This window comes from Rhizobium sp. R635 (assembly GCF_002211285.1).
Taxonomy (GTDB): Bacteria; Pseudomonadota; Alphaproteobacteria; order Rhizobiales; family Rhizobiaceae; genus Rhizobium.
On the sequence record NZ_LOKX01000007.1, the window covers coordinates 22,975 to 48,025 of the forward strand.

At 62.5% G+C, this 25,051-nt stretch carries 23 protein-coding genes; 13 read left to right on the plus strand and 10 right to left on the minus strand.

Translation table 11 applies throughout. The features are described 5' to 3' along the window. Positions 1 to 30: 30 nt before the first annotated feature. From ATY78_RS07655 to ATY78_RS07675, 5 genes are all read left to right on the plus strand, one after another. On the plus strand, positions 31 to 1,104 hold the full coding sequence (locus ATY78_RS07655) for a sugar ABC transporter substrate-binding protein (protein WP_190237417.1): 1,074 nt from the start codon (positions 31 to 33) through the stop codon (positions 1,102 to 1,104). A 68-nt stretch (positions 1,105 to 1,172) separates the two neighbouring features. Next, on the plus strand, positions 1,173 to 1,994 hold the full coding sequence (locus ATY78_RS07660; protein WP_088681748.1) for an ATP-binding cassette domain-containing protein: 822 nt from the start codon (positions 1,173 to 1,175) through the stop codon (positions 1,992 to 1,994). Next, on the plus strand, positions 1,991 to 3,250 hold the full coding sequence (locus ATY78_RS07665) for an ABC transporter permease (protein WP_088681749.1): 1,260 nt from the start codon (positions 1,991 to 1,993) through the stop codon (positions 3,248 to 3,250). The genes ATY78_RS07660 and ATY78_RS07665 overlap by 4 nt, the downstream gene beginning before the upstream one ends. A gap of 26 nt (positions 3,251 to 3,276) precedes the next feature. Beyond that, positions 3,277 to 4,005, plus strand: coding sequence for an SDR family oxidoreductase (locus tag ATY78_RS07670; protein WP_088681750.1), 729 nt, complete (start codon positions 3,277 to 3,279; stop codon positions 4,003 to 4,005). Between the two features lie 39 nt (positions 4,006 to 4,044). Further along, the gene (locus ATY78_RS07675) at positions 4,045 to 4,809 is read left to right on the plus strand and encodes an SDR family NAD(P)-dependent oxidoreductase (protein ID WP_088681751.1); all 765 of its coding nucleotides are present in this window, start codon (positions 4,045 to 4,047) and stop codon (positions 4,807 to 4,809) included. Between the two features lie 61 nt (positions 4,810 to 4,870). On the opposite strand, the gene ATY78_RS07680 is transcribed toward ATY78_RS07675, so the two are convergent. Both ATY78_RS07680 and ATY78_RS07685 read right to left on the minus strand, forming a co-directional pair. Continuing rightward, positions 4,871 to 6,139: a D-tagatose-bisphosphate aldolase, class II, non-catalytic subunit gene (locus tag ATY78_RS07680; protein ID WP_088681752.1), complete on the minus strand. Its 1,269-nt coding sequence runs from the start codon at positions 6,137 to 6,139 to the stop codon at positions 4,871 to 4,873. A 3-nt stretch (positions 6,140 to 6,142) separates the two neighbouring features. Beyond that, entirely contained in the window at positions 6,143 to 7,126 is a 984-nt protein-coding gene (locus tag ATY78_RS07685; protein ID WP_088681753.1) for a sugar kinase, read from the minus strand. A gap of 332 nt (positions 7,127 to 7,458) precedes the next feature. On the opposite strand from ATY78_RS07685, the gene ATY78_RS07690 reads away from it, so the two are divergent. The 7 genes from ATY78_RS07690 (at position 7,459) to ATY78_RS07720 (ending at position 14,773) form a co-directional block, all read left to right on the plus strand. Continuing rightward, positions 7,459 to 8,772, plus strand: a complete 1,314-nt coding sequence (locus tag ATY78_RS07690) for a sugar ABC transporter substrate-binding protein (RefSeq protein WP_190237418.1) — start codon at positions 7,459 to 7,461, stop codon at positions 8,770 to 8,772. Between the two features lie 150 nt (positions 8,773 to 8,922). Next, positions 8,923 to 9,831 carry a sugar ABC transporter permease gene (locus tag ATY78_RS07695; protein ID WP_088681754.1) on the plus strand — a complete coding sequence of 303 codons (909 nt, stop codon included), beginning with the start codon at positions 8,923 to 8,925 and terminating at the stop codon, positions 9,829 to 9,831. Between the two features lie 8 nt (positions 9,832 to 9,839). Continuing rightward, the gene (locus ATY78_RS07700) at positions 9,840 to 10,676 is read left to right on the plus strand and encodes a carbohydrate ABC transporter permease (protein WP_348626685.1); all 837 of its coding nucleotides are present in this window, start codon (positions 9,840 to 9,842) and stop codon (positions 10,674 to 10,676) included. An 8-nt stretch (positions 10,677 to 10,684) separates the two neighbouring features. After that, positions 10,685 to 11,788, plus strand: coding sequence for a sn-glycerol-3-phosphate ABC transporter ATP-binding protein UgpC (ugpC, locus tag ATY78_RS07705; RefSeq protein ID WP_088681756.1), 1,104 nt, complete (start codon positions 10,685 to 10,687; stop codon positions 11,786 to 11,788). A gap of 29 nt (positions 11,789 to 11,817) precedes the next feature. After that, the gene (locus tag ATY78_RS07710; protein ID WP_088681757.1) at positions 11,818 to 12,588 is read left to right on the plus strand and encodes an L-iditol 2-dehydrogenase; all 771 of its coding nucleotides are present in this window, start codon (positions 11,818 to 11,820) and stop codon (positions 12,586 to 12,588) included. A gap of 38 nt (positions 12,589 to 12,626) precedes the next feature. Next, positions 12,627 to 13,637, plus strand: coding sequence for a zinc-dependent alcohol dehydrogenase family protein (locus ATY78_RS07715; RefSeq protein WP_088681758.1), 1,011 nt, complete (start codon positions 12,627 to 12,629; stop codon positions 13,635 to 13,637). A 125-nt stretch (positions 13,638 to 13,762) separates the two neighbouring features. Continuing rightward, the gene (locus tag ATY78_RS07720; RefSeq protein WP_190237420.1) at positions 13,763 to 14,773 is read left to right on the plus strand and encodes a LacI family DNA-binding transcriptional regulator; all 1,011 of its coding nucleotides are present in this window, start codon (positions 13,763 to 13,765) and stop codon (positions 14,771 to 14,773) included. A 7-nt stretch (positions 14,774 to 14,780) separates the two neighbouring features. Here the strand turns inward: ATY78_RS07720 and ATY78_RS07725 are convergent, their stop codons facing one another. The 5 genes from ATY78_RS07725 to ATY78_RS07745 form a co-directional block, all read right to left on the minus strand. Further along, the gene (locus tag ATY78_RS07725) at positions 14,781 to 16,670 is read right to left on the minus strand and encodes a sugar phosphate isomerase/epimerase and 4-hydroxyphenylpyruvate domain-containing protein (RefSeq protein ID WP_088681760.1); all 1,890 of its coding nucleotides are present in this window, start codon (positions 16,668 to 16,670) and stop codon (positions 14,781 to 14,783) included. Between the two features lie 23 nt (positions 16,671 to 16,693). Continuing rightward, entirely contained in the window at positions 16,694 to 17,554 is an 861-nt protein-coding gene (locus ATY78_RS07730; RefSeq protein ID WP_088681761.1) for a shikimate dehydrogenase, read from the minus strand. 63 nt (positions 17,555 to 17,617) lie between these two features. Beyond that, entirely contained in the window at positions 17,618 to 18,634 is a 1,017-nt protein-coding gene (locus ATY78_RS07735) for a TRAP transporter substrate-binding protein (protein ID WP_088681762.1), read from the minus strand. Between the two features lie 71 nt (positions 18,635 to 18,705). Further along, positions 18,706 to 19,986 (minus strand): TRAP transporter large permease subunit, encoded by a 1,281-nt coding sequence (locus ATY78_RS07740; RefSeq protein ID WP_088681763.1) that lies wholly within the window; start codon positions 19,984 to 19,986, stop codon positions 18,706 to 18,708. Positions 19,987 to 19,996: 10 nt separating this feature from the next. After that, a complete protein-coding gene (locus ATY78_RS07745; protein WP_088681764.1) occupies positions 19,997 to 20,560 on the minus strand; it encodes a TRAP transporter small permease in 564 nt (187 codons plus the stop codon). A 280-nt stretch (positions 20,561 to 20,840) separates the two neighbouring features. Between ATY78_RS07745 and ATY78_RS07750 the strand changes: the two genes are divergently transcribed. After that, positions 20,841 to 21,479, plus strand: a complete 639-nt coding sequence (locus tag ATY78_RS07750) for a TetR/AcrR family transcriptional regulator (RefSeq protein WP_088681765.1) — start codon at positions 20,841 to 20,843, stop codon at positions 21,477 to 21,479. A gap of 13 nt (positions 21,480 to 21,492) precedes the next feature. Here the strand turns inward: ATY78_RS07750 and ATY78_RS07755 are convergent, their stop codons facing one another. Genes ATY78_RS07755 through ATY78_RS07765 form a run of 3 tightly spaced genes read right to left on the minus strand, consistent with a single transcriptional unit; the run spans position 21,493 to position 24,759 of the window. Further along, on the minus strand, positions 21,493 to 22,512 hold the full coding sequence (locus tag ATY78_RS07755) for a HAMP domain-containing sensor histidine kinase (RefSeq protein ID WP_088681766.1): 1,020 nt from the start codon (positions 22,510 to 22,512) through the stop codon (positions 21,493 to 21,495). Beyond that, the gene (locus ATY78_RS07760; RefSeq protein ID WP_088681767.1) at positions 22,512 to 23,216 is read right to left on the minus strand and encodes a response regulator; all 705 of its coding nucleotides are present in this window, start codon (positions 23,214 to 23,216) and stop codon (positions 22,512 to 22,514) included. The genes ATY78_RS07755 and ATY78_RS07760 overlap by 1 nt, the downstream gene beginning before the upstream one ends. Before the next feature lie 46 nt (positions 23,217 to 23,262). Further along, positions 23,263 to 24,759, minus strand: coding sequence for a DUF4173 domain-containing protein (locus ATY78_RS07765; protein WP_088681768.1), 1,497 nt, complete (start codon positions 24,757 to 24,759; stop codon positions 23,263 to 23,265). Between the last annotated feature and the right edge of the window lie 292 nt (positions 24,760 to 25,051).

Sequence of the window (25,051 nt, forward strand, 5' to 3'; positions counted from 1 at the left end):
AAGCTACACAATTTTTTCCAACGGGAGGAGATGGAAATGATGAAATTCTCGATGAAAGCGGCAGGCGCCGCGGCATTTGTCCTGTCCCTGCTGGGCGGCACATCCGCCTTCGCGCAAAGCGCCGTCGCCGATGCGACGGTGGCGTTCCTCATGCCCGACCAGGGCTCGACCCGATATGAAGAGCACGATCACCCCGGCTTCGTCGCGGAAATGAAGAAGCTCTGCGCGTCCTGCAAGGTCCTCTACCAGAATGCCGATGCCGATATCGCCAAACAGCAGCAGCAGTTCAATTCGGCCATCACCCAGGGGGCCAAGGTCATCGTGCTCGATCCGGTGGATTCGGCCGCGGCCGCCTCTCTCGTCCAGCTCGCCCAGAGCCAGGGCGTCAAGGTCATCGCCTATGACCGCCCGATCCCGACCGGCAAGGCCGATTTCTATGTCTCCTTCGATAATAAGGCGATCGGCAAGGCGATCGCGGAATCGCTCGTTCAGCATCTGAAGGCCAAGAACGTGCCGACCGACGGCGGCGGCATCCTGCAGATCAACGGTTCGCCGACCGATGCGGCTGCCGGGTTGATCAAGGACGGCATTCACGAGGGTCTCGCCAGCGGCGGATATAAGACGCTTGCCGAATTCGACACGCCGAACTGGCAGCCGGCGAATGCCCAGCAATGGGCGGGCGGCCAGATCACCCGCTTCGGCAAAGAGATCGTCGGCGTCGTCGCCGCCAATGACGGCACCGGCGGCGGCGCCATCGCCGCCTTCAAGGCAGCCGGTGTCGATCCCGTGCCGCCAGTGACCGGCAATGACGCGACGATCGCAGCACTCCAGCTGATCATATCGGGCGATCAATACAACACGATCTCCAAGCCGAGCGAAATCGTCGCCGCCGCCGCTGCGAATGTTGCCGTGAAGCTGCTCGCAGGAGAAACGGTCAAGGCCGAGATGACGCTCTACGACACGCCGGCACAGCTCTTTGTCCCGGCCGTCGTCACCGCCGAAAACCTCAAGGCCGAGATCATCGACAAGAAGATCAATACCGCCGAGGAGCTCTGCACCGGCCGCTATGCCGAAGGCTGCAAGAAGCTCGGCATCATCCAGTAATTCGCAGGGGAAGCGCGGCCGCCCACCGGTCGCGCTTCCGGTTTTCGCTTTTTCCGAAAGGCCAGGCGATGTCTGAAACCTCTCATCCTCTTGACCCTTCCCGCCAGCCCGTTCTCAGCCTGCGTGGGATATCGAAGAATTTCGGGGCGGTGTCGGCGCTCACCGATATCGAACTCGACGTCCATGCCGGCGAAGTCGTGGCGCTGGTCGGCGACAACGGCGCCGGCAAATCGACCCTGGTCAAGATCCTGGCCGGCGTGCACCAGCCGAGTTCGGGCACGATCCTGTTCGAGGGAAAACAGGCAAATCTGTCGAGCCCGAGTGCCGCTCTCGACCTCGGCATTGCGACCGTCTTTCAGGATTTGGCCCTTTGCGAAAATCTCGACGTCGTCGCCAATATCTTTCTCGGCAAGGAGCTCAATCCTTTCCAGCTCGACGAGGTCGCGATGGAGATCCGCGCCTGGAAGCTGCTGAGTGAACTTTCCGCTCGCATCCCGAGCGTGCGAGAGCCCGTCGCCTCGCTTTCCGGGGGCCAGCGCCAGACCGTGGCGATCGCCCGGTCGCTGTTGCTCGAGCCGAAACTGATCATGCTCGACGAACCCACCGCCGCACTCGGCGTCGCCCAGACCGCCGAGGTGCTGGATCTGATCGAACGCGTGCGCGAACGCGGCCTCGGCGTTATCATGATCAGCCACAATATGGAGGATGTGCGGGCGGTCGCCGACCGCATCGTCGTGCTCCGGCTCGGCCGCAACAACGGCACCTTCATGCCCGACGCATCCAACGAAGAGCTCGTCAGCGCGATCACCGGCGCATCCAACAATTCCGTCTCCCGCCGCGCAATGCGCCGCAAGGCGCAAAGCCGAGAGAACGAGGAGGGAAGACCATGATGAAGACCATGCAGAACGAACCGGCGGCACCTGTTCTCCTCGACCGGCGCGACGAACGCGTGCGCCACGACGATAGCCTCGCCGGGTGGGTCCGCGCCTTCTGGGACCGCATCCGTTCCGGCGACCTCGGCTCGCTGCCTGTCATCGTCGGCCTTGTGATCATCTGGACGGTGTTCCAGGCGCTCAATCCCGTATTTCTCTCCAGCGCCAACCTCGTTAACATGCTGTTCGATTGCTCGACGGTCGGCGTCATCTCGCTCGGCATCGTCTGCATCCTGATGGTCGGTGAGATCGATCTGTCCGTCGGCTCCGTCAGCGGCTTCGCCTCGGCGCTCACCGGCGTCTTCTGGATCAACCAGGGCTGGCCGGTGGTGCTGGCCATCCTCGCCGCCATGGCTGTCGGCGCCTTGATCGGCTCGCTCTATGCCTTCCTGTTCAACCGCTTCGGCATGCCGAGCTTCGTCTCCACCCTGTCGGGACTGCTCGCCGTTCTCGGCCTGCAGCTGTATATCCTCGGATCGACCGGATCGATCAACCTGACCTACGGTTCCTGGCTGGTGAATTTCGGGCAGATCATGGTCATGCCCGATCCAGTCGCCTATGCGCTCGTGGCACTTGCCGGCGCCGCCTTCTTTTTCTCCAGCTACCGCACGTCAGCGCGGCGGCGGGCTGCCGGCCTCTCCTCGAAATCGACCGGCGGGCTGCTCTTTCGCGCTGTCGTCATCACCGTCGCTCTGGAAGCGGTGGCCTTCTATCTCAACCAGTCGCGCGGTATTCCCTGGATGTTCGGCCTCTTCGTCGGGCTTGTCGCGGCGATGAACTATGCGCTGACGCGCACGAAATGGGGACGCTCCATGCATGCCGTCGGCGGCAACAGGGAGGCGGCCCGCCGCTCGGGCATCAACGTGTCGCGCATCTATGCGAGCGCCTTCGTCATGTGCGCTTTGCTAGCGGCAACCGGCGGCGTGCTCTCGGCCGCGCGGCTGGCGACGGCCAGTCAGCAGGCGGGCACGGGCGATGTCAATCTCAATGCCATCGCCGCGGCCGTCATCGGCGGCACAAGCCTGTTCGGCGGGCGCGGCAGCGCCTATTCGGCCCTGCTTGGCATCATCGTCATTCAGTCGATCGCCAGCGGTCTGACGCTTCTCGATCTGTCGTCATCGCTTCGCTACATGATCACGGGCGCCGTTCTTGCCGTCGCCGTCATCGTCGACTCCCTGGCACGCCGATCGCGCATTTCGCACGGACGAGCCTAAATCAACCAGGAAAGCAGAGGAAGAAAATGGGACAGGATCTGTCTGGAAAAGTCGCGGCCGTCACCGGGGCGGCGTCAGGTATCGGGCTGGAATGCGCCAAAGCCATGCTTGCATCAGGCGCTCGGGTCGTGCTCATCGACCGCAACGAGCAAGGCTTGAGGGAAATCTGCTCGACGCTTGGCGCAGACGCCATTCCGCTGGTCATCGATCTCATGGATCCGAAAAGCATGGCTCGGATGATGCCTGCGATTTTGGAGAAGACAGGCCAGCTGGATATCTTCCACGCCAATGCCGGCTCCTATATCGGCGGCGAGGTCCTGGGCGGCGATCCCGACGCCTGGGACCGGATGCTCAACCTGAACGTCAACGCTGCCTTCCGCTCGGTGCATGCCGTCCTGCCGCATATGGTCGAGCGCAAAACCGGAGACGTCATCCTGACGAGTTCCGTCGCCGGAATGGTGCCCGTCGTCTGGGAGCCGATCTACACCGCCTCCAAGCATGCGGTCCAGGCATTCGTCCATACGCTGCGACGACAGGTGGCCAAGCATGGCCTGCGCGTCGGTGCCATTGCGCCCGGCCCCGTCGTAACGGCCCTTCTCAGCGACTGGCCGCAGGAGAAGCTGGACGAGGCGCTCGCCGCCGGCGGCCTGATGGAACCGACGGAAGTGGCCGAAGCCGTTCTCTTCATGCTGACCCGTCCGCGCAACATCACCATCCGCGATCTCGTCATCCTGCCGCAGAGCACCGACATCTGACGAGGATGCGCGGCTGATAATCGCAGAAAGGAAACGGACATGATCTTCGACAGATTTCGGCTGAACGGGCAGGTGGCACTGGTGACCGGCGGCACGCGCGGCATCGGGCTTGCCATCGCCGAGGCGCTCGGCGAGGCGGGCGCCAAGGTCATCATTACGGGGCGAACGCGGAATGCAGCGGCGGAAGAGCGGCTCTCCAAGGCCGGCATCGATTGCGATTTCATCGCCGCCGACCTGATGAAGGAACGCGCCGCCGACGAGCTCGTCAGCGAAACCCTCTCGCGGGCAGGGCGGCTCGACATCCTCGTCAACAATGCCGGCATCGCCATTCATGGCGACAGCGGCGAATTCTCGGATGCCATCTGGCGCGAGATCATGACCGTCAATGTCGATGCCGTCTTCCGCGCCTGCCGGGCCACGCTCGCGCCGATGCGCCGGCAGGGCGGCGGCGTCATTCTCAATATCGGCTCGATGTCGGGCATCGTCTCCAACATTCCGCAGAACCAGGTCGCCTACAACACCTCCAAGGCGGCGGTCCATATGATGACGAAGAGCCTGGCGAGCGAAGTCGCCGCCGAGAACATCCGCGTCAACGCCATTGCGCCGGGCTATATCGAGACCGATCTGTCGCGCGGCGGCATCGACAACCCCGACTGGTTCCCGACCTGGCGCAGCATGACCCCGATGGGACGCGTCGGACAGCCGGAGGAGGTGGCGGGTGCTGCCTTGTTCCTTTGCTCGGCGGCGGCAAGTTACGTCACCGGCGAAGTGCTTGTCATCGACGGCGGTTACACGACGCGGTAGGGCTCAAGCGGCAGACGGGGAGGGCGCCCCCCCGATCGACCAATCGGACGCAGGCAAAAGTTCAGGGCGCGGTGCCGCAGGCGCTCTGATAGTCGGCAAGCACGCTGTCGACCGCGGCAATCAGGATATTCTCGGGATTGCCGGCTTCAGCGGCCGAAAGTTGCGGCAGGAACTGATGCAGCAGCGTTTCGGGGATCGTCTTTCCGCGCAGCGCGCCGAGCAGATTCTCGAACGCCCGATCGGCCTCGGGCCTGTTCCAGTAATAGCGGATACGGTCGCTGTAGCTATAGTGCCGCTGCAGGCGCAAAGCCGTCTCGTCGCCGTGATAATGAGCCTGCCAGTCGCCCGGTGCTGCCAGCATCAGTGCCTCCATCGCGGCCGCAAGCAGTCTGTCCCCATAATCGGGAACCATCTCGGTGGCGATCATGTCGAGCGCATAGGCCGCCTCGCGCAGCGCAAAGGTCAGGCCGGGACCGACTTTCAGGATCGGGAATCCATCCTTCACCAGCCGCGTCAGGGCATTTCTCGTCTGATAATCCGTGGAATGCGCTTCGAAGACGAATTGCGGTTCTTGATCGAGAAGCCCGGTCAATTCGGTGGCAAGCTCCGGCCTGTAGCCGATGACGTTCTCACTGCCGAATTCGACGCCCGGCTGGACGACGAAGGCGATCACGCGGGAAAAGGCGTCTTCCAATCCCGCCTGCGAAAAGATCTCGCGATGAATGGCGATCGTCGCGCGGGCGGCCTCCGGCGCGGTGGGCCGGAGTTCTTCAAGCGCATGGTCGGCGCCGCCCGGCACCGGAACCTCGGTGCCGAGGATATAGAGCGGCAGCGGCGCACCGCTCGCCTTAGCGGCCCTTTCGCTCACCTGAGCAAGTCTTGCGGCGCGCTCGGCGATCGTCCGGTCGTCGAGCGCGGCCGGTTCGCCGGCGCAGCCCATCGATGCATCGAGATGGATCTTGCCGAACCCGGCTCGGACATAAGCTTCGACCATGGCCTCAGCCTTCTCGAATGCGGCCTCCGGCTTTTCCTTGCGCCATGGATTGGGACCGAGGTGATCGCCCCCGAAGATCATCTGCGACCGGTCGAGCCCTTCCTCGGCGGCAATGCGCTCGGCAAAGCGGATAAAGTCTTCCGGTGTCATGCCGGTATAGCCGCCGAGATGGTTGACCTGATTGCAGGTCGCCTCGATCAAGACCGGGCCGCCGTCGCGCACCACCCGCCGGATGGCGGCCCTGAGGACGAGGGGATGAGCGGAACAGACGGAGGTAATGCCGAAGGGGGTTCCTTCGCGCCGCGCAGTTGCAAGACGGGTCAATATCCGGTCCATCGTCTATCTCCTCGGGGTCTCAGTGATGAAGGCCGCCAGTTCGGCAAGGGTGGAAACGCCTTCCATCGGGCCGAGCCGGGTCACGTTGCGGGCGCCGGCCGCATTGGCGTGGAGGAGGGCAGCCTCCGGGGTCATGCCCTTGCGGCGGCAGGTGAGGTAGGCCGCGCCGAAGCAGTCCCCCGCGCCGGTCGGATCGATCTCGTCAACCGCGAAGGCGACGCAATCGACGCGCGGGAGATCGCGGCCGAAGAAGGACGCGCCCTGTTCGCCCCGTTTCAGGACGATTTCACCGATACCGCTCTCCAGCAGCCTTGCGACAGCCCCGGCCTCGTCGCTCACTCCAGCGGCGGTGAAAAGCTCGTCGCCTGATGGCAGCAACAGGTCGGCTGCGGCCAGCACCCTGTCGAAGCTTTCCAGGGCGCCGTCATCCGTCAGCAGTTCCTTACGGAGGTTGGGGTCTAGAGACACCGAGCCGCCGCGAGCGCGCACCGTCTCGATGGCGTAGAGGATCACCTCGCGGGCGCCGGGAATGGAAAGAGCCGTTCCCATGACATGCACATGGCCGGCGCGCTGAACCAGGGCCTCAGCGGCCGGCGTCAGAGCAATCTGACCGGCGGCGGATCTGGCGATGTTGAAAACGAAATCGCGAGCGCCGTCCGGCCGGTAACGAACGAACGCGCTGCCTGTCGGCCAGTCCTGGCTGGTGGCGATAGCGGACACATCGGCGCCGTCGCGGCGCAGGCGTTCGACATTCAGCCGGCCGAAATCGTCACTGCCGACGCAGGCGACGATGCCTGCCGCACCGCCCATGCGGGCAACCTGATCGATGAAGATAGCCGGCGCACCGCTGGGATAAGGCCCGGTCAGGGATTGCGGCTCCAGGAAGCCGGCGCCGACCGTGGTCGCCATGATCTCCACCAGGATTTCCCCGACGGTAATCGTCGGGCCGAGCGCTTCCGGCGCGAGTGCCCTGTGAGGTAACGGCATCTGCAATCTCCTTCATGCGGGAAGCTTCGGCGTCCGCGCTCCGCGCGTCTCTAAAACGCGTCCCGTTTCGGCCGTAACCCGACTGCCGAAGTCAGTCAAGAATAATTTTACACGCGATAAGTTTTTATTGCGATGCGATAGCGAAAACCCAGACCGCATTGCGCTGCAAAATCCCGTCTTACCAGCCACATTGCGATATTTCCGGCTTTTATTCACCTCATAAGGAGATATCGGCCGCTTAAAACCTGCTTGACAATATCAACAGACAAGCAGATAGAAAGTTTACGCATGTAAGTTTATGCGTGAACACCCGTAAAGGAGGAGCGGAGACCATGAACAAATTCACTTTCATTCTGTCTGCATCCGCAGCCGGCCTCGCGCTGGCCGCCGGCATGGCGCATGCCGAGGAGCTGACGATCGCCACCGTCAACAATGGCGATATGATCATCATGCAGAAACTGTCGCCGGAATGGGAAAAGGAGACCGGCAACAAACTCAACTGGGTCGTGCTCGAGGAGAACGTCCTGCGTCAGAAGGTGACGACCGATATCGCGACCAAGAGCGGTCAGTACGACATCCTGACGATCGGCGGCTACGAAGCGCCGATCTGGGGCAAGCAGGGCTGGCTCGAGTCGCTCGACGATCTCGGCGACGATTATGACTACGGCGATCTGCTCGCCCCCATCAAGACCGGCCTGACCGTCGACGGCAAGCTTTACGCCGTGCCGTTCTACACCGAGAGCTCCTTCACCCTTTACCGGAAGGACCTGTTCGACGCCGCCGACCTGAAGATGCCGGAGCAGCCGACCTACGACCAGATCAGGGAATTTGCCGAGAAGCTCACCGACAAGTCCAAGGAGCAATACGGCCTCTGCCTGCGCGGCAAGCCCGGCTGGGGCGAGAACATGGCGTTTCTCGGAACCATGATCAACACCTATGGCGGACGCTGGTTCGACATGGACTGGAAGCCGCAGATCAATTCCGAGCCGTGGAAGAAGGCAGTAACCGACTATGTCGACCTGCTGACCAAATACGGTCCTCCCGGCGTCACCTCCAACGGCTTCAACGAAAACCAGGCGCTGTTCTCGACCGGCCATTGCGCGATGTGGATCGACGCGACGTCGGCGGCAGGCCGCGTCTACGATCCGAAGCAGAGCCAGGTTGCCGACAAGACGGCATTTACCCGCGCCCCGGTCAATGTCACGCCGAACGGATCGAGCTGGTCATGGTCGTGGAACCTCGCCATCCCCGCCACCTCGACCAAGGCCGAAGCGGCGAAATCCTTCATCAAGTGGGCGACGTCGAAAGCCTATGTGAAGATGGTCGGCGAGAAGGAAGGCTGGGTCGCAGTTCCGCCCGGCACCCGCAAGTCGACCTATGAGCTCGCCGAGTATCAGAAGGCCGCTCCCTTTGCCGACACCGTGCTGAAGGCCATCCTGTCGGCCGATCCGTCCAAGCCGACCAAGGACCCGGTCCCCTATACCGGCGTCCAGTTCGTCGCGATCCCGGAATTCCAGGGGATCGGCACGATTGTCGGCCAGCAGATCTCCGCGGCCCTGGCCGGCCAGCAGACCGTCGACGCTGCCCTCGACAACGCCCAGAAGCAGGTCGAGCGCGACATCAAAAAGGCCGGCTACCCCAAGTGAGTAGCGGCCTCGCCCGCGGCTGAGGCCGCGGGTTCCTCCCGGAGGGTTCCGGCAGTGTCGGCTGCCGGAACTCCGGATCTGGTTTCTTCCCAATCGCTCCGCCGATCACCGCCCTTGGCGGCCGTCGCGCGCCCTGCGAAGAGGTTTTCGATGACGACGATTTCGGGTGCAATCATCCGGCGGACGCAGAAGCGTTCCAGCCGATCGGTCCGCACGGGTCCGCTTCTTGCTCCGGCTGTCAGCCTTCTGCTCGCATGGATGATCATTCCCCTTGCGCTGACGCTCTGGTTCTCGCTGCAATATTACAATCTGCTGGACCCGCTGAGCGCCGGTTTCGCCGGCCTCGACAACTATACCTACCTCGTCGTCGATGACGGCCTTCTGGCGGCCATTTTCCGCACACTCGTCATCCTGGTTTCCGTCCTGGCGCTGTCGGTCGGCTTCGGTGTGCTGTTCGCGCTGCTTTTCGACGTGGAATTCGCAGGGCGCGGCATCGCCCGCCTTCTCATCATCGCACCTTTCTTCGTCATGCCGACCGTCACCGCGCTGATCTGGAAGAACCTGCTGATGCATCCCGTCAACGGCTTGTTCGCCTATCTTGCCAAGCTCGTCGGCCTGACGCCGATCGACTGGTTCGTGCAGATCCCGATGACCTCGATCATCATCATCGTCGCCTGGCAATGGATTCCCTTCGCGACGCTGATCCTGATGACGGCGATGCAGTCGCTCGACAGGGAGCAGATGGAGGCGGCGCGGCTGGATGGTTCGAAGGGGCTGTCGACCTTCATCCACATCATCCTGCCGCATCTTCTCCGGCCGATCTCCGTCGTGGTGATGATCGAAACCATCTTCCTCCTTGCGGTCTTCGCCGAAATCCAGGTGACGACCACGGGCGGGCCGGGCACGGCCACCACCACGCTCACCTACTTCATCTACAACAAGGCACTTCTGCAATGGGACGTCGGGGCGGCATCGGTCGGCGGCGTCTTTGCGATCATTCTTGCGAATATCGTCGCAGCCTTCCTGATCCGCACCGTCGCCCGCAATCTGGACACTTGAGGAGAACGATGATGGCAAAACGAAACAAGCTCATCGGATCCCAGAAGCTCTGGTGCGGAATCGGCGCATGGACCGCAGCATTCCTGATGTTCTTTCCGATCCTCTGGATGCTCATGACGTCGTTCAAAACGGAAATCGACGCCGTGGCCACGCCGCCGAAACTTCTGTTCTCGCCGACGCTTGAAAACTTCGCCGATGTCAACGCCCGCGCCGACTATCTTCATTATGCGCTGAACAGTGTCATCGAGAGCATCGGCTCGACCCTGTTGTGCCTGGCGATCGGCATTCCGGCCGCCTATGCCGCAGCCTTCTTTCCGGGGAAGCGGACGAAGGACCTGCTGATGTGGATGCTGTCCACGAAGATGCTCCCTGCGGTCGGGGTGCTGGTGCCGATCTACCTCCTGTTCCGTGACAGCAATCTGCTGGACACGCGCAGCGGCATCGTCATCGTCTTCACGCTGTCGAACCTGCCGATCGTCGTGTGGATGCTCTATTCCTTCTTCAAGGACGTCCCCCACGAAATCCTCGAGGCGAGCCGCATGGACGGCGCCAGCACCTTCGAACAGATCTGGTACCTTCTTCTGCCGCTGACCCTTCCTGGGATCGCCTCGACGGCACTGCTCTCCACGATCCTGTGCTGGAACGAAGCGTTCTGGAGCTTGAACCTCACCGCCTCGAAAGCCGGGCCTCTCACGGCCTTCATCGCCTCGTTCTCATCACCCGAGGGATTGTTCTGGGCGAAACTCTCGGCGGCCTCGACGCTCGCCGTCACTCCCATCCTCGTCTTCGGCTGGATGACCCAGCGCCAGCTCGTGCGCGGCCTGACATTCGGCGCGGTTAAATAGGAAACGACATGGCTACTCTCAGTCTCAAGGAAGTGAAGAAGACCTTTGGCGCGGTCAGCGTGATCAAGGGCGTCGACCTCGATATCAAGGATCGCGAATTCGTCGTGTTCGTCGGGCCGTCTGGCTGCGGGAAGTCGACGCTGCTGCGCATGATCGCCGGCCTCGAAGACATCAGCGAGGGCGATCTCATCATCGATGGCGATCACGCCAACGACGTTCCGCCGGACCAGCGCGGTCTTGCGATGGTTTTTCAGACCTATGCCCTTTATCCGCATATGACGGTCGAGGAGAATATGGGCTTCGCGCTGAAGCTCGCCGGCATCCCCCAATCCGAACGGGACGCCAAGATCAACGAGGTCGCGGGGCTCTTGCAACTCGCGCATCTCCTCGATCGCAAGCCGAAGCAGCTTTCCGGCGGCCAGCGCCAGCGCGTGGCGATCGGCCGTGCGATGGTGCGTTCGCCGCGCATATTCCTGTTCGACGAGCCTCTTTCGAACCTCGACGCCGCCCTGCGCGTGCAGATGCGCATCGAACTGGCGCGTCTCCATGACCAGCTCGGAGCGACGATGATCTACGTCACCCACGATCAGGTCGAGGCGATGACGCTTGCCGACAAGATCGTCGTGCTCCGCGATGGACGCATCGAACAGGTCGGCGCTCCCATGGAGCTCTATAATAACCCCGCGAACCAGTTCGTTGCGGGGTTCATCGGCTCGCCCGCCATGAACTTTATTCCGGTTGTGCCGCAGAATGCCGGCGCGTCAGGCGTTGACGTGACCCTGCCGGGCGGCAAGATGTTGACGGTCCCGGCAAAAAGCCGAACGAGACCTGCCGAAAATCTGACGCTCGGCATCCGCCCCGAGCATCTCAGCATCGGGGCCGAGGGACTGCTCGAGGGCGAAATCATGGTCGTCGAACGGCTCGGCGGTCACACCTATGTTTATGTGCAGATCGCACGCGGACAACTCGTTATCGTCGAGACGGACGGCGCGGACAGCCACCGACTGCACGAAAAAGTACGGCTCTCCTTCAATGCCGGCGATTGCCACCTGTTTGATGACCAGGGACTGGCACTGGAGAGAATGAGCCACACATCCATTTCGACGCACTGAACACGCTTTCCAGGGAAAGGGACAAGATCATGAGACTGAAGGACAAGGTTGCGCTGATCACCGGCGGCGCGCGCGGGATCGGGCTGGGCTTCGCGGAAGCCTACGTCAAGGAAGGTGCAAGGGTCGTCATCGCCGACATCGATATCGCGCGGGCTGCCAAGGCGGCCGAAGCGATCGGGCCCGCCGCCACGGCGATGAAGCTCGACGTGACCGATCTTTCGGCCATCGACGCCGTCGTCAAGCAGATCGACGAGACGCATGGCGGCATCGACATCCTGGTGAACAACGCCGCGATCTTCGACATGGCGCCCGTCAACGAAATCACCGAAGCAAGCTACGACAAGGTCTTCTCGATCAACCTGAAGGGCCCGCTCTTCATGATGAAGGCCGTCTCGAACGTCATGATCGAGCGGGGCAGGGGCGGCAAGATCATCAACATGGCGAGCCAGGCCGGCCGCCGCGGCGAGGCGCTCGTGCTTCTCTATTGCGCTTCGAAGGCGGCGATCATCTCGGCGACGCAGTCCGCCGCACTTGCGCTGGTGAAATACGGCATCAACGTCAATGCCATCGCACCCGGCGTCGTCGACGGCGAGCATTGGGATATCGTCGATGCCCATTTCGCCAAGTGGGAAGGCTTGAAGCCCGGCGAGAAGAAGGCCGCGGTCGCCAAATCCGTTCCGATCGGCCGTTTCGCGACACCTGACGACATCAAGGGCCTAGCCGTCTTCCTGGCATCCGCCGACAGCGATTACATCCTTGCCCAGACCTACAATGTCGACGGCGGCAACTGGATGAGCTGATCGCTCGACCCAGCCACCAAAGCCAGGGAGCCATAGGAATGGAAGCCATCTGCTATACCGAAAAGAGCGTCGCGATCACCAAGGCGCTGCCGCTGCCGGAACTGAGGCCCGGCCATGCACTGGTGCGCGTGCGCGCCGCCGGCCTTTGCCACACCGATATCGACGTCCTGCACGGCCGTTACGGCGAGGGCCGTTTCCCGCTGGTTCCCTGCCATGAATATGCCGGCGTGATCGAGGCCGTCGCGGGCGATGTCTCCGGCCTTGCCGTCGGCGCCCGCGTCGTCGTCGATCCCAACCTTGCCTGCGGAGAATGCCGCGCCTGCCGCAAGGGACTGACCAATCTCTGCCGTGACCTGAAGGCCTATGGCGTGACGGAGAACGGCGGTTTCGCCGAATACAGCCTGGTCAGGACCGATCATCTCCATGAGATCGGCGATCTCGACTTCAATCTCGCCGCACTCGCCGAGCCGCTCGCTTGCGTCTTGAACGGCCTTAACAGCGCCGGCCTGCGGGCGGGGCCGACAGGAACGGAAACGGCTCTGGTCTTCGGCGCTGGACCGATCGGGCTGCTGCTCGCCCTTTCCCTCAAGGCCGAGGGCGTCTCGTCGGTGACGGTCGCCGACATCAACGAGGGGCGTCTCGCCTTTGCCGAAAAGTTGGGGCTGGAGATAGCAGTTTCGGGTTCCCAGGCGCTCGCGGGCCGCCGCCGTGCCTTCGATTTCGTCGCCGACGCGACCGGCATCCCCCGCGTCGTCGAAGGCATGATCGACTTCACCGCCGATGGCGGCACGGTTCTCGTCTTCGGCGTTTGCGCGCCCGACCAGCGCATTTCCATCGCCCCCTTCGAGATCTTCCGCCGTCAGATCCGTTTTGCCGGGTCCCATTCGCTGAACCGCAACATTCCCGAGGCCCTTGCCATCCTCAAACGGGACGAGGGCGCAATGGCTGCGCTGGTTTCCCACCGCCTGCCGCTCGGTGAGGTGCTGCCTTTCATCACCAGAAAGTCCGCCGATCCGGCAACGATGAAGGTACAGTTCTCCCTCGATTAATCTTGAACTATCGCCGTCGTCACGGCCGCTCGACAGGACCGCTTTTCGTTCGGCGATGAGTCATCTAGAAAGCCGTCAGAAACGCCATGTCAGGAGATCAGGTGGTGGGAAAGACGATCAAAACCATGGAGGACTTTTCGGAGTTCGTCGGCCTGTCGCGTCCCACCGTCTCGAAATATTTCAGCGATCCGATGTCCGTGCGCCAGAAGACCCGGGAGACGATCGAGCAGGCCCTGAAGAAATCGGGGTTCCGCCCCAATATGTTCGCCGTCAATCTCAACAGGCGGCGCAGCAATATTCTCGGCGTCATCATTCCCAATTCCACCGATCCCTTCTATATGGCGCTCACCCGCCGCATCGAGATGATCGCCAACGAGACAGGCTTTCTCGCCTTCGTGCTGTCGTCGGACGGCAAGGCCGAGATGGAAGACCGGGCGATCAAGACGCTGAAATCGATGAATGTCGCCGGCGCGATCATCGCGCCGCTCGGCGTCGAATCCCACCATGCGACGCTCGACGAACTCGGCCGCAGCGTACCCCTCATCTATGTGGACTCGCCGCTCGATGAGACGTCCTCTTTCGTCGGCACCAACAATCGCCAGAGTTTCAGCCTGATCGTCGACTATCTCTGCCGCTCGGGCGAGCCGCCGTGCTACTTCGGCATGCCGCATGTCAACACCAACGCGCTGACACGCCAGACGGCATACCTGGAGGCGATGGAGCAATTCCGCATGGCGCCCAGCATTGTCGAGCTTGCCGACAGCAAGAGCTGGGATTTCGAGCGTTTCGGCTTCGAGGAGGCGACCCGCATCCTGACGTCGGACCAGGGCTTCCCGACGCGCACCGTGCTCTGCGCCAACGACCGTGTCGCCTTCGGCGTCATCGCCGCCGCTTACCAGCTGGGCGTCAAGGTCGGCCACGGCGCCAACCATGACCTGCGTGTCGCCGGACACGACGACCATCCTCTGTCCCGCTACGCCTGCCCTCCGATCACGACGGTCGCGCAGAACTATAACGAGATCGGCCGGCTGGCGATCGAACTGCTGCTCGACCGGCTCGGCGAGGGGGAGGGGCCCGCCGCACCGGCGGGCCGCATTCTTCTCAATGCCGAACTGATGCTGCGGGCTTCGGCCTGATGGCCGCTCAGGCGCGAGGCAGGCCAGCGGGCCTCAGATGTTTCCTCAGCGCTGCGATCCTGAAAATGGCGTTCGCGGCGCCATAGCCACGATAACCGCGACGCTCGACGATCTCGAAGAACAGGCCCTCGCCATAGGTCGGGCTGTAAAGCTGGAAATATTCGCCGTAATCATCCCGGTCGTAGAGGATGTTGTTGGCCTTGAGGCGATCGGCGAAGTCGGCGTCGAGGCCGAAGCGGGCTTCGAGATCGTCATAATAATTCGGCGAAATCGTAAGCGATACGAAACCGTTTGCGGCAAGGGCGGCAGCGGTCGCAAAGATGTCGTCGGTCCTGAAGGCGAGGTGCTGGATGCCGGAGCCGAAGGTTTCTGCGATGAAACGGCCGGCCAGCGTGTTGCGGTTTTCCGCGCCGTTCATGGTGATGCGCAAAGACCCTTCCCTGTTTTCCACCACCTGGCTGCGGACGATGCCGGAGGGATCGACGATATCGACCATCGGCGTCTTCTCAGCCTCGACCAGCGAGGTGTAGAACAAGAGCCAGGTCAGCAGCTCCTCATATTTCATCGTCTGCGCCATATGATCGATCGATTGCAGCCCCGCCGGCTGCGGAGCGGCATCATCCTCGATCGCATCGAATTCGATCTCCCAGATGCGGCCGAGCTCGGTCTTGCGGTCGAGGAAATAGAGGACGCCGCCACCGACGCCGCGCACCGCCGGCATTTCGATCTCGCCTGTATCCAGCGATTGTTCGAACCGTTCGGCGCCAAGTGCGAGCGCGCGCTGCAAGGCCGCCTTGGCATCGTCGACCATCAAGCCGGCGGCGTAGGCGGAAGTGCCGTGGACGGCGTAGGAGGCGCTGGCAAAGCCTTTCTGCTCGGTATTGATGACGAGATTGATGGCGCCCTGGCGGAAGACCGTGACGCGCTTGGTCTTGTGCCTGGCCGCCTTGCGGAAATCGAGGCTTGCAAACAGCGCCTCGAGCTCCGGCGCTTCGTCTTCATCGGCGGTGAACTCGATGAAGGCGATGCCCTCGACGGCAGCGCGCGGCGGCATAGCGGGCACGGGCAGCGCGCTTTCCGGCTGCGGCCGCTTCACCTGGTCCCCGAGATAGATCAGCGAGCGGCGGCCGTCGACGGCGATCGCGTTCGGCGAACCGCCGCGGAACTGGTCGTTGAAGATCTCCAGCGAGAGATAGCCGTCATAGCCGGTTGCCGCCACAGCCTTCATGAAGTCGAGCACCGGCAGGTCGCCTTCACCCGGCATGTTGCGGAAGTGCCGGCTCCAATAGAGCAGGTCCATGTCGATCAGCGGCGCATCGGCAAGCTGGATGATGAAGATCTTTTCCTTCGGGATCGACCGGATCGAATTGACGTCGATCTTGCGTGACAGGGTATGAAAGCTGTCGAGGATCAGGCCGATATTGGGATGATCGGCCCGGCGGACGATCTCCCAGGCGTCGCGATGGTCGTGGATGTGGCGGCCCCAGGCGAGCGCCTCATAGCCGACGCGCAGGCCGCGTTTGCCAGCGCGCTCGCCGAGCTCACGAAAATCCGCCGCCGCCCGATCGAGGCCGCCGAGTGATGCCGGCGAGACGTTCGAGCAGACCAGCACGAGATCGGTGCCCATCTCCTGCATGAGGTCGAATTTGCGCTCCGCCCGGTCGAAGGTGCGGCTGCGCAACGGCTCCGGCATGCCTTCAAAATCGCGGAACGGCTGAAAGAGCGTGATCTCCATGCCGAGATCGCGCACCATGCGGCCGACCTCCTTCGGGCTTTCGTCGAAAATCAGGAAATCATTCTCGAAGATCTCCACCCCGTCGAAGCCGGCCCTGGCGATCGCCCCCAGCTTGTCGCGGAGGTCGCCGCTCAGCGAAACAGTCGCAATCGATGTCTTCATCGGGAGTGGTCCTTGCGAGAGCGTTAAGTCGTCATGGTCTTGAAATGCGTAAGCATGCGACCGGCATCGGGTTCCCTTCCGGTAATCAGGCGAAAGGCGCCGACGGCCTGAAAGACCGCCATGCCGCCGCCATCGAGCGTCCGGCAGCCGCGCTGCCTCGCCTGCCGCAACAGCTCGGTCTCCAAGGGGAAGTAGACGATCTCGGCGACCCAATGCCGCCTTTCCAGAAGTTCGGGCGGAAGCGGCGTGCCAGGATATTTGGCCATGCCGGTCGGCGTCGCGTGGATGAGTCCGGATGCATCGTTCATCGCGGCGGCAAGGTCGCTGCCGGCGGCGATCGACGCATCGGGAAAGAGCGCGGACATCGTTTCCGCCAGATCGGCGGCGCGCCCATGCTCGCGATCAAAGACCGTCAGCCTCTTCAGGCCGAGCGTCAGGATCGCATAGGCGGTTGCGACACCCGCTCCGCCTGCTCCAAGCTGCACGGCCGAGGAAAGATCGGCTTGCGGCAGCCCGCGCCGGAAGCTCTCGGCGAAGCCCCACCAGTCTGTATTATGCCCGAAGCGCCTGTTGTCCTTCAGGACGACGGTGTTGACGGCGCCGAGCGCCCGCGCTTCCGGCGACAATTCGTCGAGCAGGGCTATGACGAGCTGCTTGCAGGGGTGGGTGATGTTGAGGCCGGCAAGGCCACGCGCTTCGGCATCCGCGACCAGCCGCGGAAGATCGGCCGGCGAGGCGTTCAGCTTGACGAGATCGATCAGCTCATAATCGTAGTCCAGCCCCTGCGCCGCACCTTCCTCCATATGCATGGCAGGCGTCAGCGAAGCCTGGATGCCGGAGCCGATCAGCCCGGCCTTCAGCGGTTTCAGCAGTGTCTCGGCCATGCGCCAGGTCCCATTTGCTCGTGATGGAAAAGGCCCGCGGGATCGCTGCGGGCCCCGATCCGCTTACTTGCCGCGAACCGTGTCGAGCTCCTTGAAGAGCTGCGTGACGGTCTCCGCGCCGATCTGGGCGGTGAACTTGTCGATCAGCGGCTTGACGGCGTCGCGCAGCTTCTGCGTTTCTTCCGGGCTGAGTTCGGCGACTTCCATGCCGGTCTTCTTGATTTCCGCGATCGCGTTGGCGTCCTTCTCCCTGGAAACCTTGCGCTGATAGTCGCGAGCTTCCGTCGCGGCGGACTGGAAGACCGCCTTTTCCTCGTCGTTCAGGCCGTCCCAGAACTTCTTGCTGATGAGCACGATCTGCGGATTGTACTGGTGACGGGTGATCGTCATGTACTTCTGCACTTCGAAGAACTTGGCGTTGATGATGTTGGCGGCCGGGTTTTCCTGACCGTCGACGGTGCCGGTTTCAAGCGCGGTATAGAGTTCCGTATAGGGCAGCGGCACCGCATTGGCGCCGAGGCTGTTGAACAGCTCGATCGGGATCGGCGATTGGATCGTGCGGATCTTCAGGCCCTTGATATCCTCGAGCTTGGTGACGGGACGACGGTTGTTGGTGAGATTGCGGAAGCCGAGCTCCCAATAGCCGAGACCGACGAGGCCGGTGTCGGGCAGGAGCTTCATCAGGTCGGTGCCGAACGCGCCGTCCATCACCTTGTCGGCCTCTTCGCCGCTGTTGAAGAGGAAGGGCAGGTCGACAGCGCCGAACTGCTTGACATTGCTGGCGAGAATACCGGCGTTGAGCACCGTCATCTCGATCACGCCGCCCTGCAGCGCCGACACCGTCTGAACGTCGCCGCCGAGCACGCCGCCCGGAAACAGCTTGACCTCGATCTTGCCGCCGCTCTTTTCCTTCATCAGCTCGGCAAACTTCTCCATGCCCATGACCTGGGGATGGCCCTTATTGTTGGCGGCGGCGAATTTGAGGCTGTGTTCGCGGATTTCGGCCATGGCAGGGCCGCTTGCCAGCAAGGCAATGGGCAGGGCGAGTCCCAGCGCCAGTTTCGTCAATCTATTCAGCATGTTTTCCTCCCAGGATAGAGCCGGCATCTCCCTCCGGCCGCGTTGAAATTCCATCGCCGTCACCGGCGAAGTCAGTGCCCGAACCAGGCGACCGGAGCGGTCACCAGCGCGGGGAAAAGGACGAGCAAGAAGAGAACGATCAGTTCGGCGATCATGAAGGGGATGACGCCCTTCATCAGCTCTTCCATCGAAAGCTTGGAAACGCCGCAGATGACGTTGAGCACCGTTCCGACCGGCGGCGTTATCAGCCCGATCGAATTGTTGATGATGAACAGCACGCCGAAATAGACCGGATCGATCCCCGCCTGCTTGATGATCGGCATCAGCACCGGCGTCATGACCAGGATCGTCGGCGTCATGTCCATGGCGGTGCCGACGATGACGATCAGCAGCATGATGGCAAGCAGCAGCATTGTCTGATTGTCCATCAGCGGTTCGACGAGCGCCGCGAGTTCGCCGGGCACGTCGGCGACGGTGATCAGCCAGGCCGAGACGGCGGCGCAGGCCACCAGGAACATCACCACCGAGGTGATTTTCGCGGCCGCGACGAAGACCTCGAACAGCCGTGACGGCGGCAGTTCCCGATAGACGACCATCGATACGAAGAGCGAATAGACCGCCGCGACGACGCCGGCTTCGGTCGGCGTGAACACGCCGAATTTCAGGCCGACGATGATGATGACGGGCAGCATCAGCGCCCAGATGCTTTCGACGAACGCCTTCATCCGCACCGCACCGCTTTGCTTCGGCGGAAGGGCGAACTGCTCCTTGCGCGCCACGATCAGCCAGGTGATGCAAAGGGCCGCACCGATCATGAGACCGGGAAAAATGCCGGCCAGGAACAGCTTGGTGATCGAGACACCGCCGATGACGCCATAGAGGATGAAGCCGATCGAGGGCGGGATGATCGGGCCGATGATCGAGGCCGAAGCGAGCAGGCCGCCGGCGCGGGCAGGGTCATGGCCCGATTTCAGCATCATCGGGAGGAGCAGGGCGCCGAGCGCCGCCGCATCGGCGACGGCCGACCCGGAAAGGCTCGACAGCACGCAGGCTGCGAAAATGGCGACGAAGCCGAGGCCGCCCCTGATATGGCCGACCATGGCCATGGCGAGATTGACGATGCGGCGCGAAAGGCCGCCTGTGTTCATCACTTCGCCGGCGAGAAGGAAGAAGGGCACGGCCATCAGCGGAAAGCTGTCAGCGCCATTCAGCACATTCTGCGCGACGATCTGCGCATCGAACATGCCGAGATACATCATCAGCGCCACGCCAGTGATGATGAGGGCAAAGGCGATCGGAACGCCGAGCGCCATGGGACCGAGAAGCGCGCCGAGGAAGATGGTGACGGTCATGACGCGCTCCTCAGTGCTTCGGCTTCAGAACGGGGAACGCCGTCTGCGCGGGATCTTCGAGTGCCGCCTGTTCCTCGCTGTCGCGCACGAGCTCGGCGGTCGTGACGTCGATACGGTCGGTCGCAATGGCAAAAGCGTCCCAGAGAAGGATGAAAAAGGCCGGCACACCGAAGGCGAGCCCGGCGCCGTAAAAGACGCCCATCGAGATACCGGTCGCCGGCGCCGAAACGTGAAGATTGATCAGCGTCTGGGTCCAGCTGCCGCTGATCATCAGCCATGTGGCGGCGAGCATCATGCCGTAACCGAGCAGCACGGCGAACTTGGCGACAGGTTTCGGCAGGCGCGTGATCAGGGAATCCACGCCGAGATGGGCGTGCTCGCGCATCGCGACGACGGCGCCGAGGAAGGTCAGCCATACGAAGAAGATGCGCGACAGTTCCTCCGAAGAGGTAATGCCCTGGTTGAAGGCGTAACGAAGCACGACGTTGCCGAAAACCAGCACGACCATGCCTGCCAGCAGCAGCGCGATCGTCACCTTCAGCGCGAAGAAATAGAAATCGATGATACGGGTCATTCGCTCCTCCCAAGCGTGGCCTTGCTCCTGCCGGCCGACCGTCGTCAGACCTGCGAAATGCACGTCATGACCAAGATATTGCCGTCGCGATCAATTCCTCCACTGTTCGCCTCTCCAAAATGTACTAACTAGTTCGTATGTCAAGCGGCATCTATTGAAACATCCAGTCAACGTGAATAAGACTGGCGGATACGGAAACAGAAGCACTTGTTTCCAATGCAGCCGAAGACCGGAATTCGAGATATAAAACAAGAGATTAGAAAGCGCGGTAATCAGGCTCATGGCGGAACGGGGCGAAAACGGCCGGAAGAACGATCCACAGCAGACGAGGGAAGACATTCTGCTCGTCGCGACCGAGGAATTCTCGACCCATGGGCTCGCCGGCGCCCGCGTCGACTCGATCGCCGAGAAGACGCGCACCTCAAAGCGGATGATCTATTATTATTTCGGCAGCAAGGAGGGGCTCTACCTTGCCGTCCTCGAACAGTCCTACCGCAAGATCCGCTCGCTGGAATCCGATCTGCATCTCTCCAACCTCGAGCCGGAACAAGCGTTGCGGACGCTGATTTCGACGACCTTCGATCACGATGAGGCCAATCCCGATTTCGTCCGCCTCGTCAGCATCGAGAACATCCATCATGCCGCGCATATGCTTCGCTCCGAAGCGATCCGCGATCTCAACGTCTCCGTCATCGAAACCATTGCCGGCATATTGGAGCGCGGCTTCGACCAGGGTGTCTTCCGGCGCAAGGCCGACCCGATCGACATCCATATGATGATCAGCGCCTTCTGCTTCTTCCGCGTTTCGAACCGCTATACGTTCGGCACGATCTTCCGGCGCAATCTCTCGGATGACGAAACCATCGAACGCCATCGCGGAATGATCGCCGATGCCGTCGTCAGCTATCTCAAAAGCTGACGGCGTGGCCTTCTCAACCGCGCTGGGATAGCAGGGGTATCGCAATCTCGAATTCGGCGCCGCCGGTCGCCTGCCGAAGGTGGATCGTGCCGCCGTGGGAGCTCAGCATGGCGTGGACGATGCCGAGGCCCATGCCGGTGCCGCCCTCTTCGCGGCGGGTCGAGAAGAACGGCTGAAAGATGCGGTCGCGGTTCGCCTCCGAAATACCGCTGCCATCGTCACGGACGAGAATGAGCGCTGTCCGGGCCTCGGCTGACACTTTCAATTCAAGCAGCGTGGCGCCGTGCTGGAGGGCGTTGTGGGCAAGGTTGGCGAAAATGATGAGGGCGGCCTCCTCGGGAAGCGCAATCGATGTCTCCGTATCGCCTGTCCCTGAGATATCAAGAGCCGGAAATCGCTGGCGTAGCAGGGCCATGATGCTTGCAACGCTGCTTGCGCCCTCGGTCATTGGCGTTTCCGCTTGAGCAAGCTCCCTTAACCGCTGCAGCAACGCGTCGAGCCGGACGGCGTCAGCGACGATGTTGTCCAGAAAGTGCAGGCGTTGCGCCTTCGTCATCGGCCTCTCGGCATCATCGTCGCGCAGAAGCTCCGCCGCGCCCCGAATGGCCGTCAGCGGCGATTTCAATTCATGGGAGACATGGGCGGCAAAAGAGCGGACATATTCGGTGCGGTCGACCAGTTTTCCCGCAAGATCGAGGAAGCTCTGCGACAACACGGCGATCTCCCGCGTTCCATAGCTTTCAAGCGGGCGGATCGCTGCCTTGCCGCCGCGGGCAATCTCATCCGTCCGTGCGATCAGGGCGTCGATGGGGCCGGTGATGGTGCGCGTCAGCACATAGGCGACAGCGAGCGTCAGCACGAGAACGACGACGAGGGCGACGATCTCCACCGGCTCCATCCGGTTCGCGCTCGCCTCTGTGGCGCGAAACCAGATGACGATCAGAACAGGCAGCGTCATCACGGTGAGAAGCACCGCGTAGACGATCAGCGCCAGCGGCGGCCGCCATTTCGCCCTGACTTTCGGCACAGGCATCAGGCCTTCCTCCCGCTTTCGCCGCCGAGCTTGAAGCCGATGCCGTGAACGGTTGCGATGACCCCGGAGCCGCCGGCGGCAGCCAATTTGGCCCTGATGTTGCGAATATGGCTGTCGATCGTCCGGTCAGCGACGTAAGTGCCCGCGCCGTAAGCCGCTTCCATCAATTGTCCGCGGCTGAAGACCATGCCGGGGCGTAACAACAAGGCGTCCAGGATCGCGAATTCAAGCGCCGTCATCGCAACGGCGCTCTCGCCGAACGTGACCGTCCTGCCGGCGCGATCCAAGCTGAGTTCACCTGCAACGAAAGTGGCGTGGCGTCTGTCGGGCCCCGCTTCATTGCCGCTGCGCTTCAGGATCGCCTTCACCCGCGCCACGAGTTCACGCGGGCTGAAAGGCTTCGTCACATAGTCGTCCCCGCCGATTTCCAGGCCCAATATCCTGTCGATTTCATCGTCGCGCGCCGAAAGAAACAGGATCGGCAGCCCCGATATCTTGCGGATCTGGCGGCAGACTTCCAGACCATCCATACCCGGCATGCCGATATCGAGAATGATCAGATCGATGTTGCCGCGTCGGAAGGCCGCCATCGCCTCCGTGCCGTTCCGGGCCGCCATTGATGCCAAGTCGGCGCGTTCAAGGGCAAAGCAGATCACGTCGCGGATATGAGGTTCGTCATCGACGACGAGAATGCGGGGCGCCATCACCGGTCCTGTACTGGTTGTCGTGCCTGTTGTTATCGTTCTCGCCCTATCTTGCAATGGCTGCAGGGGCCAGAAGGTAGCTCTCCAGCCGCGCCGCCCGAAAGGTCCAGTTCCGCCAGTCACTCCGGCGCATCCCAAAATTCCTGGCGAGGTAGTACCGAACTGTCACCGCTTCGTTCCTCTGGTCGATCAGGTGCTCCGGCAGCATGCTGAGATAGAGATCGAGCGCCGGAATGACGGAGGGGCCGAGCGAAGAGAGATAGACAAGGTCGAGCGGCGGGCCTTCCCGGCTGATTTCCTGGCTATGGATAATATTGAAGCGGGCGATCAATGCCGGAAAATCGATGAAGGCGCTGATGTAGAGAACCGTGACGAGGGAGGCAAGGTTGGCCGCGATCAGCCACTGGTTGGATCGGTTGAGCAGAATGCGCAGCAGGATCAGGACGAGGCCGATGGCGACGAGACCCATCCAGAGACCGGCGGCAACGCGCAGTTCGGTCAGCGAATAGGCTTCGACGTAAAGCCCGAGCCGCAGCATCGACGACAGGCAGAGAAGGACGTTCTGGCCGATCCAGGCGTGGACGAGGCCGCGGATGAGTGGGCTATGATCGCCGGGGCCGCCGCGCCGCATGGCTACGAGGACGAAACCGGCGGCAAGAAGCGCGGTCGCAATCAGGGGATAGGCGCCGCGATGAGCATATTCGGCATGGCTCATGTGATCGGGCAAATCCGCGCCACCCCAGAGATAGACGAGATCAAGCAGCGTCTGCACGGCAAAGACCGCGTTGAACAGGACGAGCGACCGCAGCAGCGAGGCGTGGCCGAGCGGCGCATTCCTGGCAGGCACGATCATGAAGGCCCTGCTGGCCTGCGACCGCGCCGCGCGACGCTTCAGGCGCGGACGCAGCATCGCCCAGACCACGATGGCGATGATCATCCAGAAGCCGATCCGCCAAAAATCGAGGAACTGCAGCAGAACGCCGAAATCGATGCTCCGCAGCGCGATCTCGATAAGCGGGTTCGCAGCCGCGAAGAGAGACACGAAGACCGCGGCGAGAACCAGCGGCATGATCCAGAGGCTTATGCTTTGCCGGACGCCGGTTAGAGATAGGCGTTTACCCGGTGCCGCAAGATATTTCCTGACATCCCCGGCAAGCCGGAACGGAAGGACGAGGGCGAAACGGCAATACACCAGGGGCAGGGCGGTTAGCCGGCGAGGCATGAGCCTGGCGCTGCCGAGAGCGACCGACATTAATCCGCCGACGCAAAAGGCAAGGCCCGAGAGTGACGGCGCCTCCAGCAGGGGCGCCGAAGCCAGGACCAGAAAGCCCACCAGCAGAGCGGCCTTCGCAGGCGATGGCGGCTTCCGGGCCGAGAGCAGAATGCCGACTGAGACGGCAACGGCAAAGAGGAAAAGGTTTATCCCGGGCGCGTAGCCAAAGATCAGAAAATCGGCAAGCGCCACCAGCGCAAGCAGTGCGGCGACCCCGCCGCTGCCACGCCTGATGGGCATCGGTGGTGTCAAGATGTCGGCTGTGTCCATTGGTGCTCCTCTCGCAGATGCCGATGTTCGATCACGATGAGCGTATGTCCCAACCTCCCCTCGGCAGGGGTCCCCTCGGTCAGCCACCATCCGTCCTTGCGGAGGCAATCCGGCAAGGCGGGCGATGTCAGGCGGGGCGGGATGTCGTTTTTGCTCATGGCGAGAAGATGCCGCGCCGGATTGCAGATTTTGTGCAGAGAGTGAGGAGCAATTCAGGAAATGGCCCGATCCGGGAAACCATGGAAGGCCCCCAGCCCGCGGCGGGTGTGACGGCGGATTGGAATTCACCGCA

What these genes read in the sequence shown, in the direction of transcription:
- ATY78_RS07655 (WP_190237417.1), top strand. Translation starts at nt 31, where the DNA reads ATGGAAATGATGAAATTCTCGATGAAAGCGGCAGGCGCCGCGGCATTT.
- ATY78_RS07695 (WP_088681754.1), top strand. Translation starts at nt 8,923, where the DNA reads ATGACGACGATTTCGGGTGCAATCATCCGGCGGACGCAGAAGCGTTCC.
- ATY78_RS07745 (WP_088681764.1), bottom strand. Translation starts at nt 20,560, where the DNA reads ATGACCCGTATCATCGATTTCTATTTCTTCGCGCTGAAGGTGACGATC.
- ATY78_RS07725 (WP_088681760.1), bottom strand. Translation starts at nt 16,670, where the DNA reads ATGAAGACATCGATTGCGACTGTTTCGCTGAGCGGCGACCTCCGCGAC.
- ATY78_RS07665 (WP_088681749.1), top strand. Translation starts at nt 1,991, where the DNA reads ATGATGAAGACCATGCAGAACGAACCGGCGGCACCTGTTCTCCTCGAC.
- ATY78_RS07765 (WP_088681768.1), bottom strand. Translation starts at nt 24,759, where the DNA reads ATGGACACAGCCGACATCTTGACACCACCGATGCCCATCAGGCGTGGC.
- ATY78_RS07750 (WP_088681765.1), top strand. Translation starts at nt 20,841, where the DNA reads ATGGCGGAACGGGGCGAAAACGGCCGGAAGAACGATCCACAGCAGACG.
- ATY78_RS07715 (WP_088681758.1), top strand. Translation starts at nt 12,627, where the DNA reads ATGGAAGCCATCTGCTATACCGAAAAGAGCGTCGCGATCACCAAGGCG.
- ATY78_RS07730 (WP_088681761.1), bottom strand. Translation starts at nt 17,554, where the DNA reads ATGGCCGAGACACTGCTGAAACCGCTGAAGGCCGGGCTGATCGGCTCC.
- ATY78_RS07720 (WP_190237420.1), top strand. Translation starts at nt 13,763, where the DNA reads ATGGAGGACTTTTCGGAGTTCGTCGGCCTGTCGCGTCCCACCGTCTCG.
- ATY78_RS07675 (WP_088681751.1), top strand. Translation starts at nt 4,045, where the DNA reads ATGATCTTCGACAGATTTCGGCTGAACGGGCAGGTGGCACTGGTGACC.
- ATY78_RS07740 (WP_088681763.1), bottom strand. Translation starts at nt 19,986, where the DNA reads ATGACCGTCACCATCTTCCTCGGCGCGCTTCTCGGTCCCATGGCGCTC.
- ATY78_RS07690 (WP_190237418.1), top strand. Translation starts at nt 7,459, where the DNA reads ATGAACAAATTCACTTTCATTCTGTCTGCATCCGCAGCCGGCCTCGCG.
- ugpC (WP_088681756.1), top strand. Translation starts at nt 10,685, where the DNA reads ATGGCTACTCTCAGTCTCAAGGAAGTGAAGAAGACCTTTGGCGCGGTC.
- ATY78_RS07700 (WP_348626685.1), top strand. Translation starts at nt 9,840, where the DNA reads ATGATGGCAAAACGAAACAAGCTCATCGGATCCCAGAAGCTCTGGTGC.
- ATY78_RS07760 (WP_088681767.1), bottom strand. Translation starts at nt 23,216, where the DNA reads ATGGCGCCCCGCATTCTCGTCGTCGATGACGAACCTCATATCCGCGAC.
- ATY78_RS07755 (WP_088681766.1), bottom strand. Translation starts at nt 22,512, where the DNA reads ATGCCTGTGCCGAAAGTCAGGGCGAAATGGCGGCCGCCGCTGGCGCTG.
- ATY78_RS07680 (WP_088681752.1), bottom strand. Translation starts at nt 6,139, where the DNA reads ATGGACCGGATATTGACCCGTCTTGCAACTGCGCGGCGCGAAGGAACC.
- ATY78_RS07685 (WP_088681753.1), bottom strand. Translation starts at nt 7,126, where the DNA reads ATGCCGTTACCTCACAGGGCACTCGCGCCGGAAGCGCTCGGCCCGACG.
- ATY78_RS07660 (WP_088681748.1), top strand. Translation starts at nt 1,173, where the DNA reads ATGTCTGAAACCTCTCATCCTCTTGACCCTTCCCGCCAGCCCGTTCTC.
- ATY78_RS07735 (WP_088681762.1), bottom strand. Translation starts at nt 18,634, where the DNA reads ATGCTGAATAGATTGACGAAACTGGCGCTGGGACTCGCCCTGCCCATT.
- ATY78_RS07710 (WP_088681757.1), top strand. Translation starts at nt 11,818, where the DNA reads ATGAGACTGAAGGACAAGGTTGCGCTGATCACCGGCGGCGCGCGCGGG.
- ATY78_RS07670 (WP_088681750.1), top strand. Translation starts at nt 3,277, where the DNA reads ATGGGACAGGATCTGTCTGGAAAAGTCGCGGCCGTCACCGGGGCGGCG.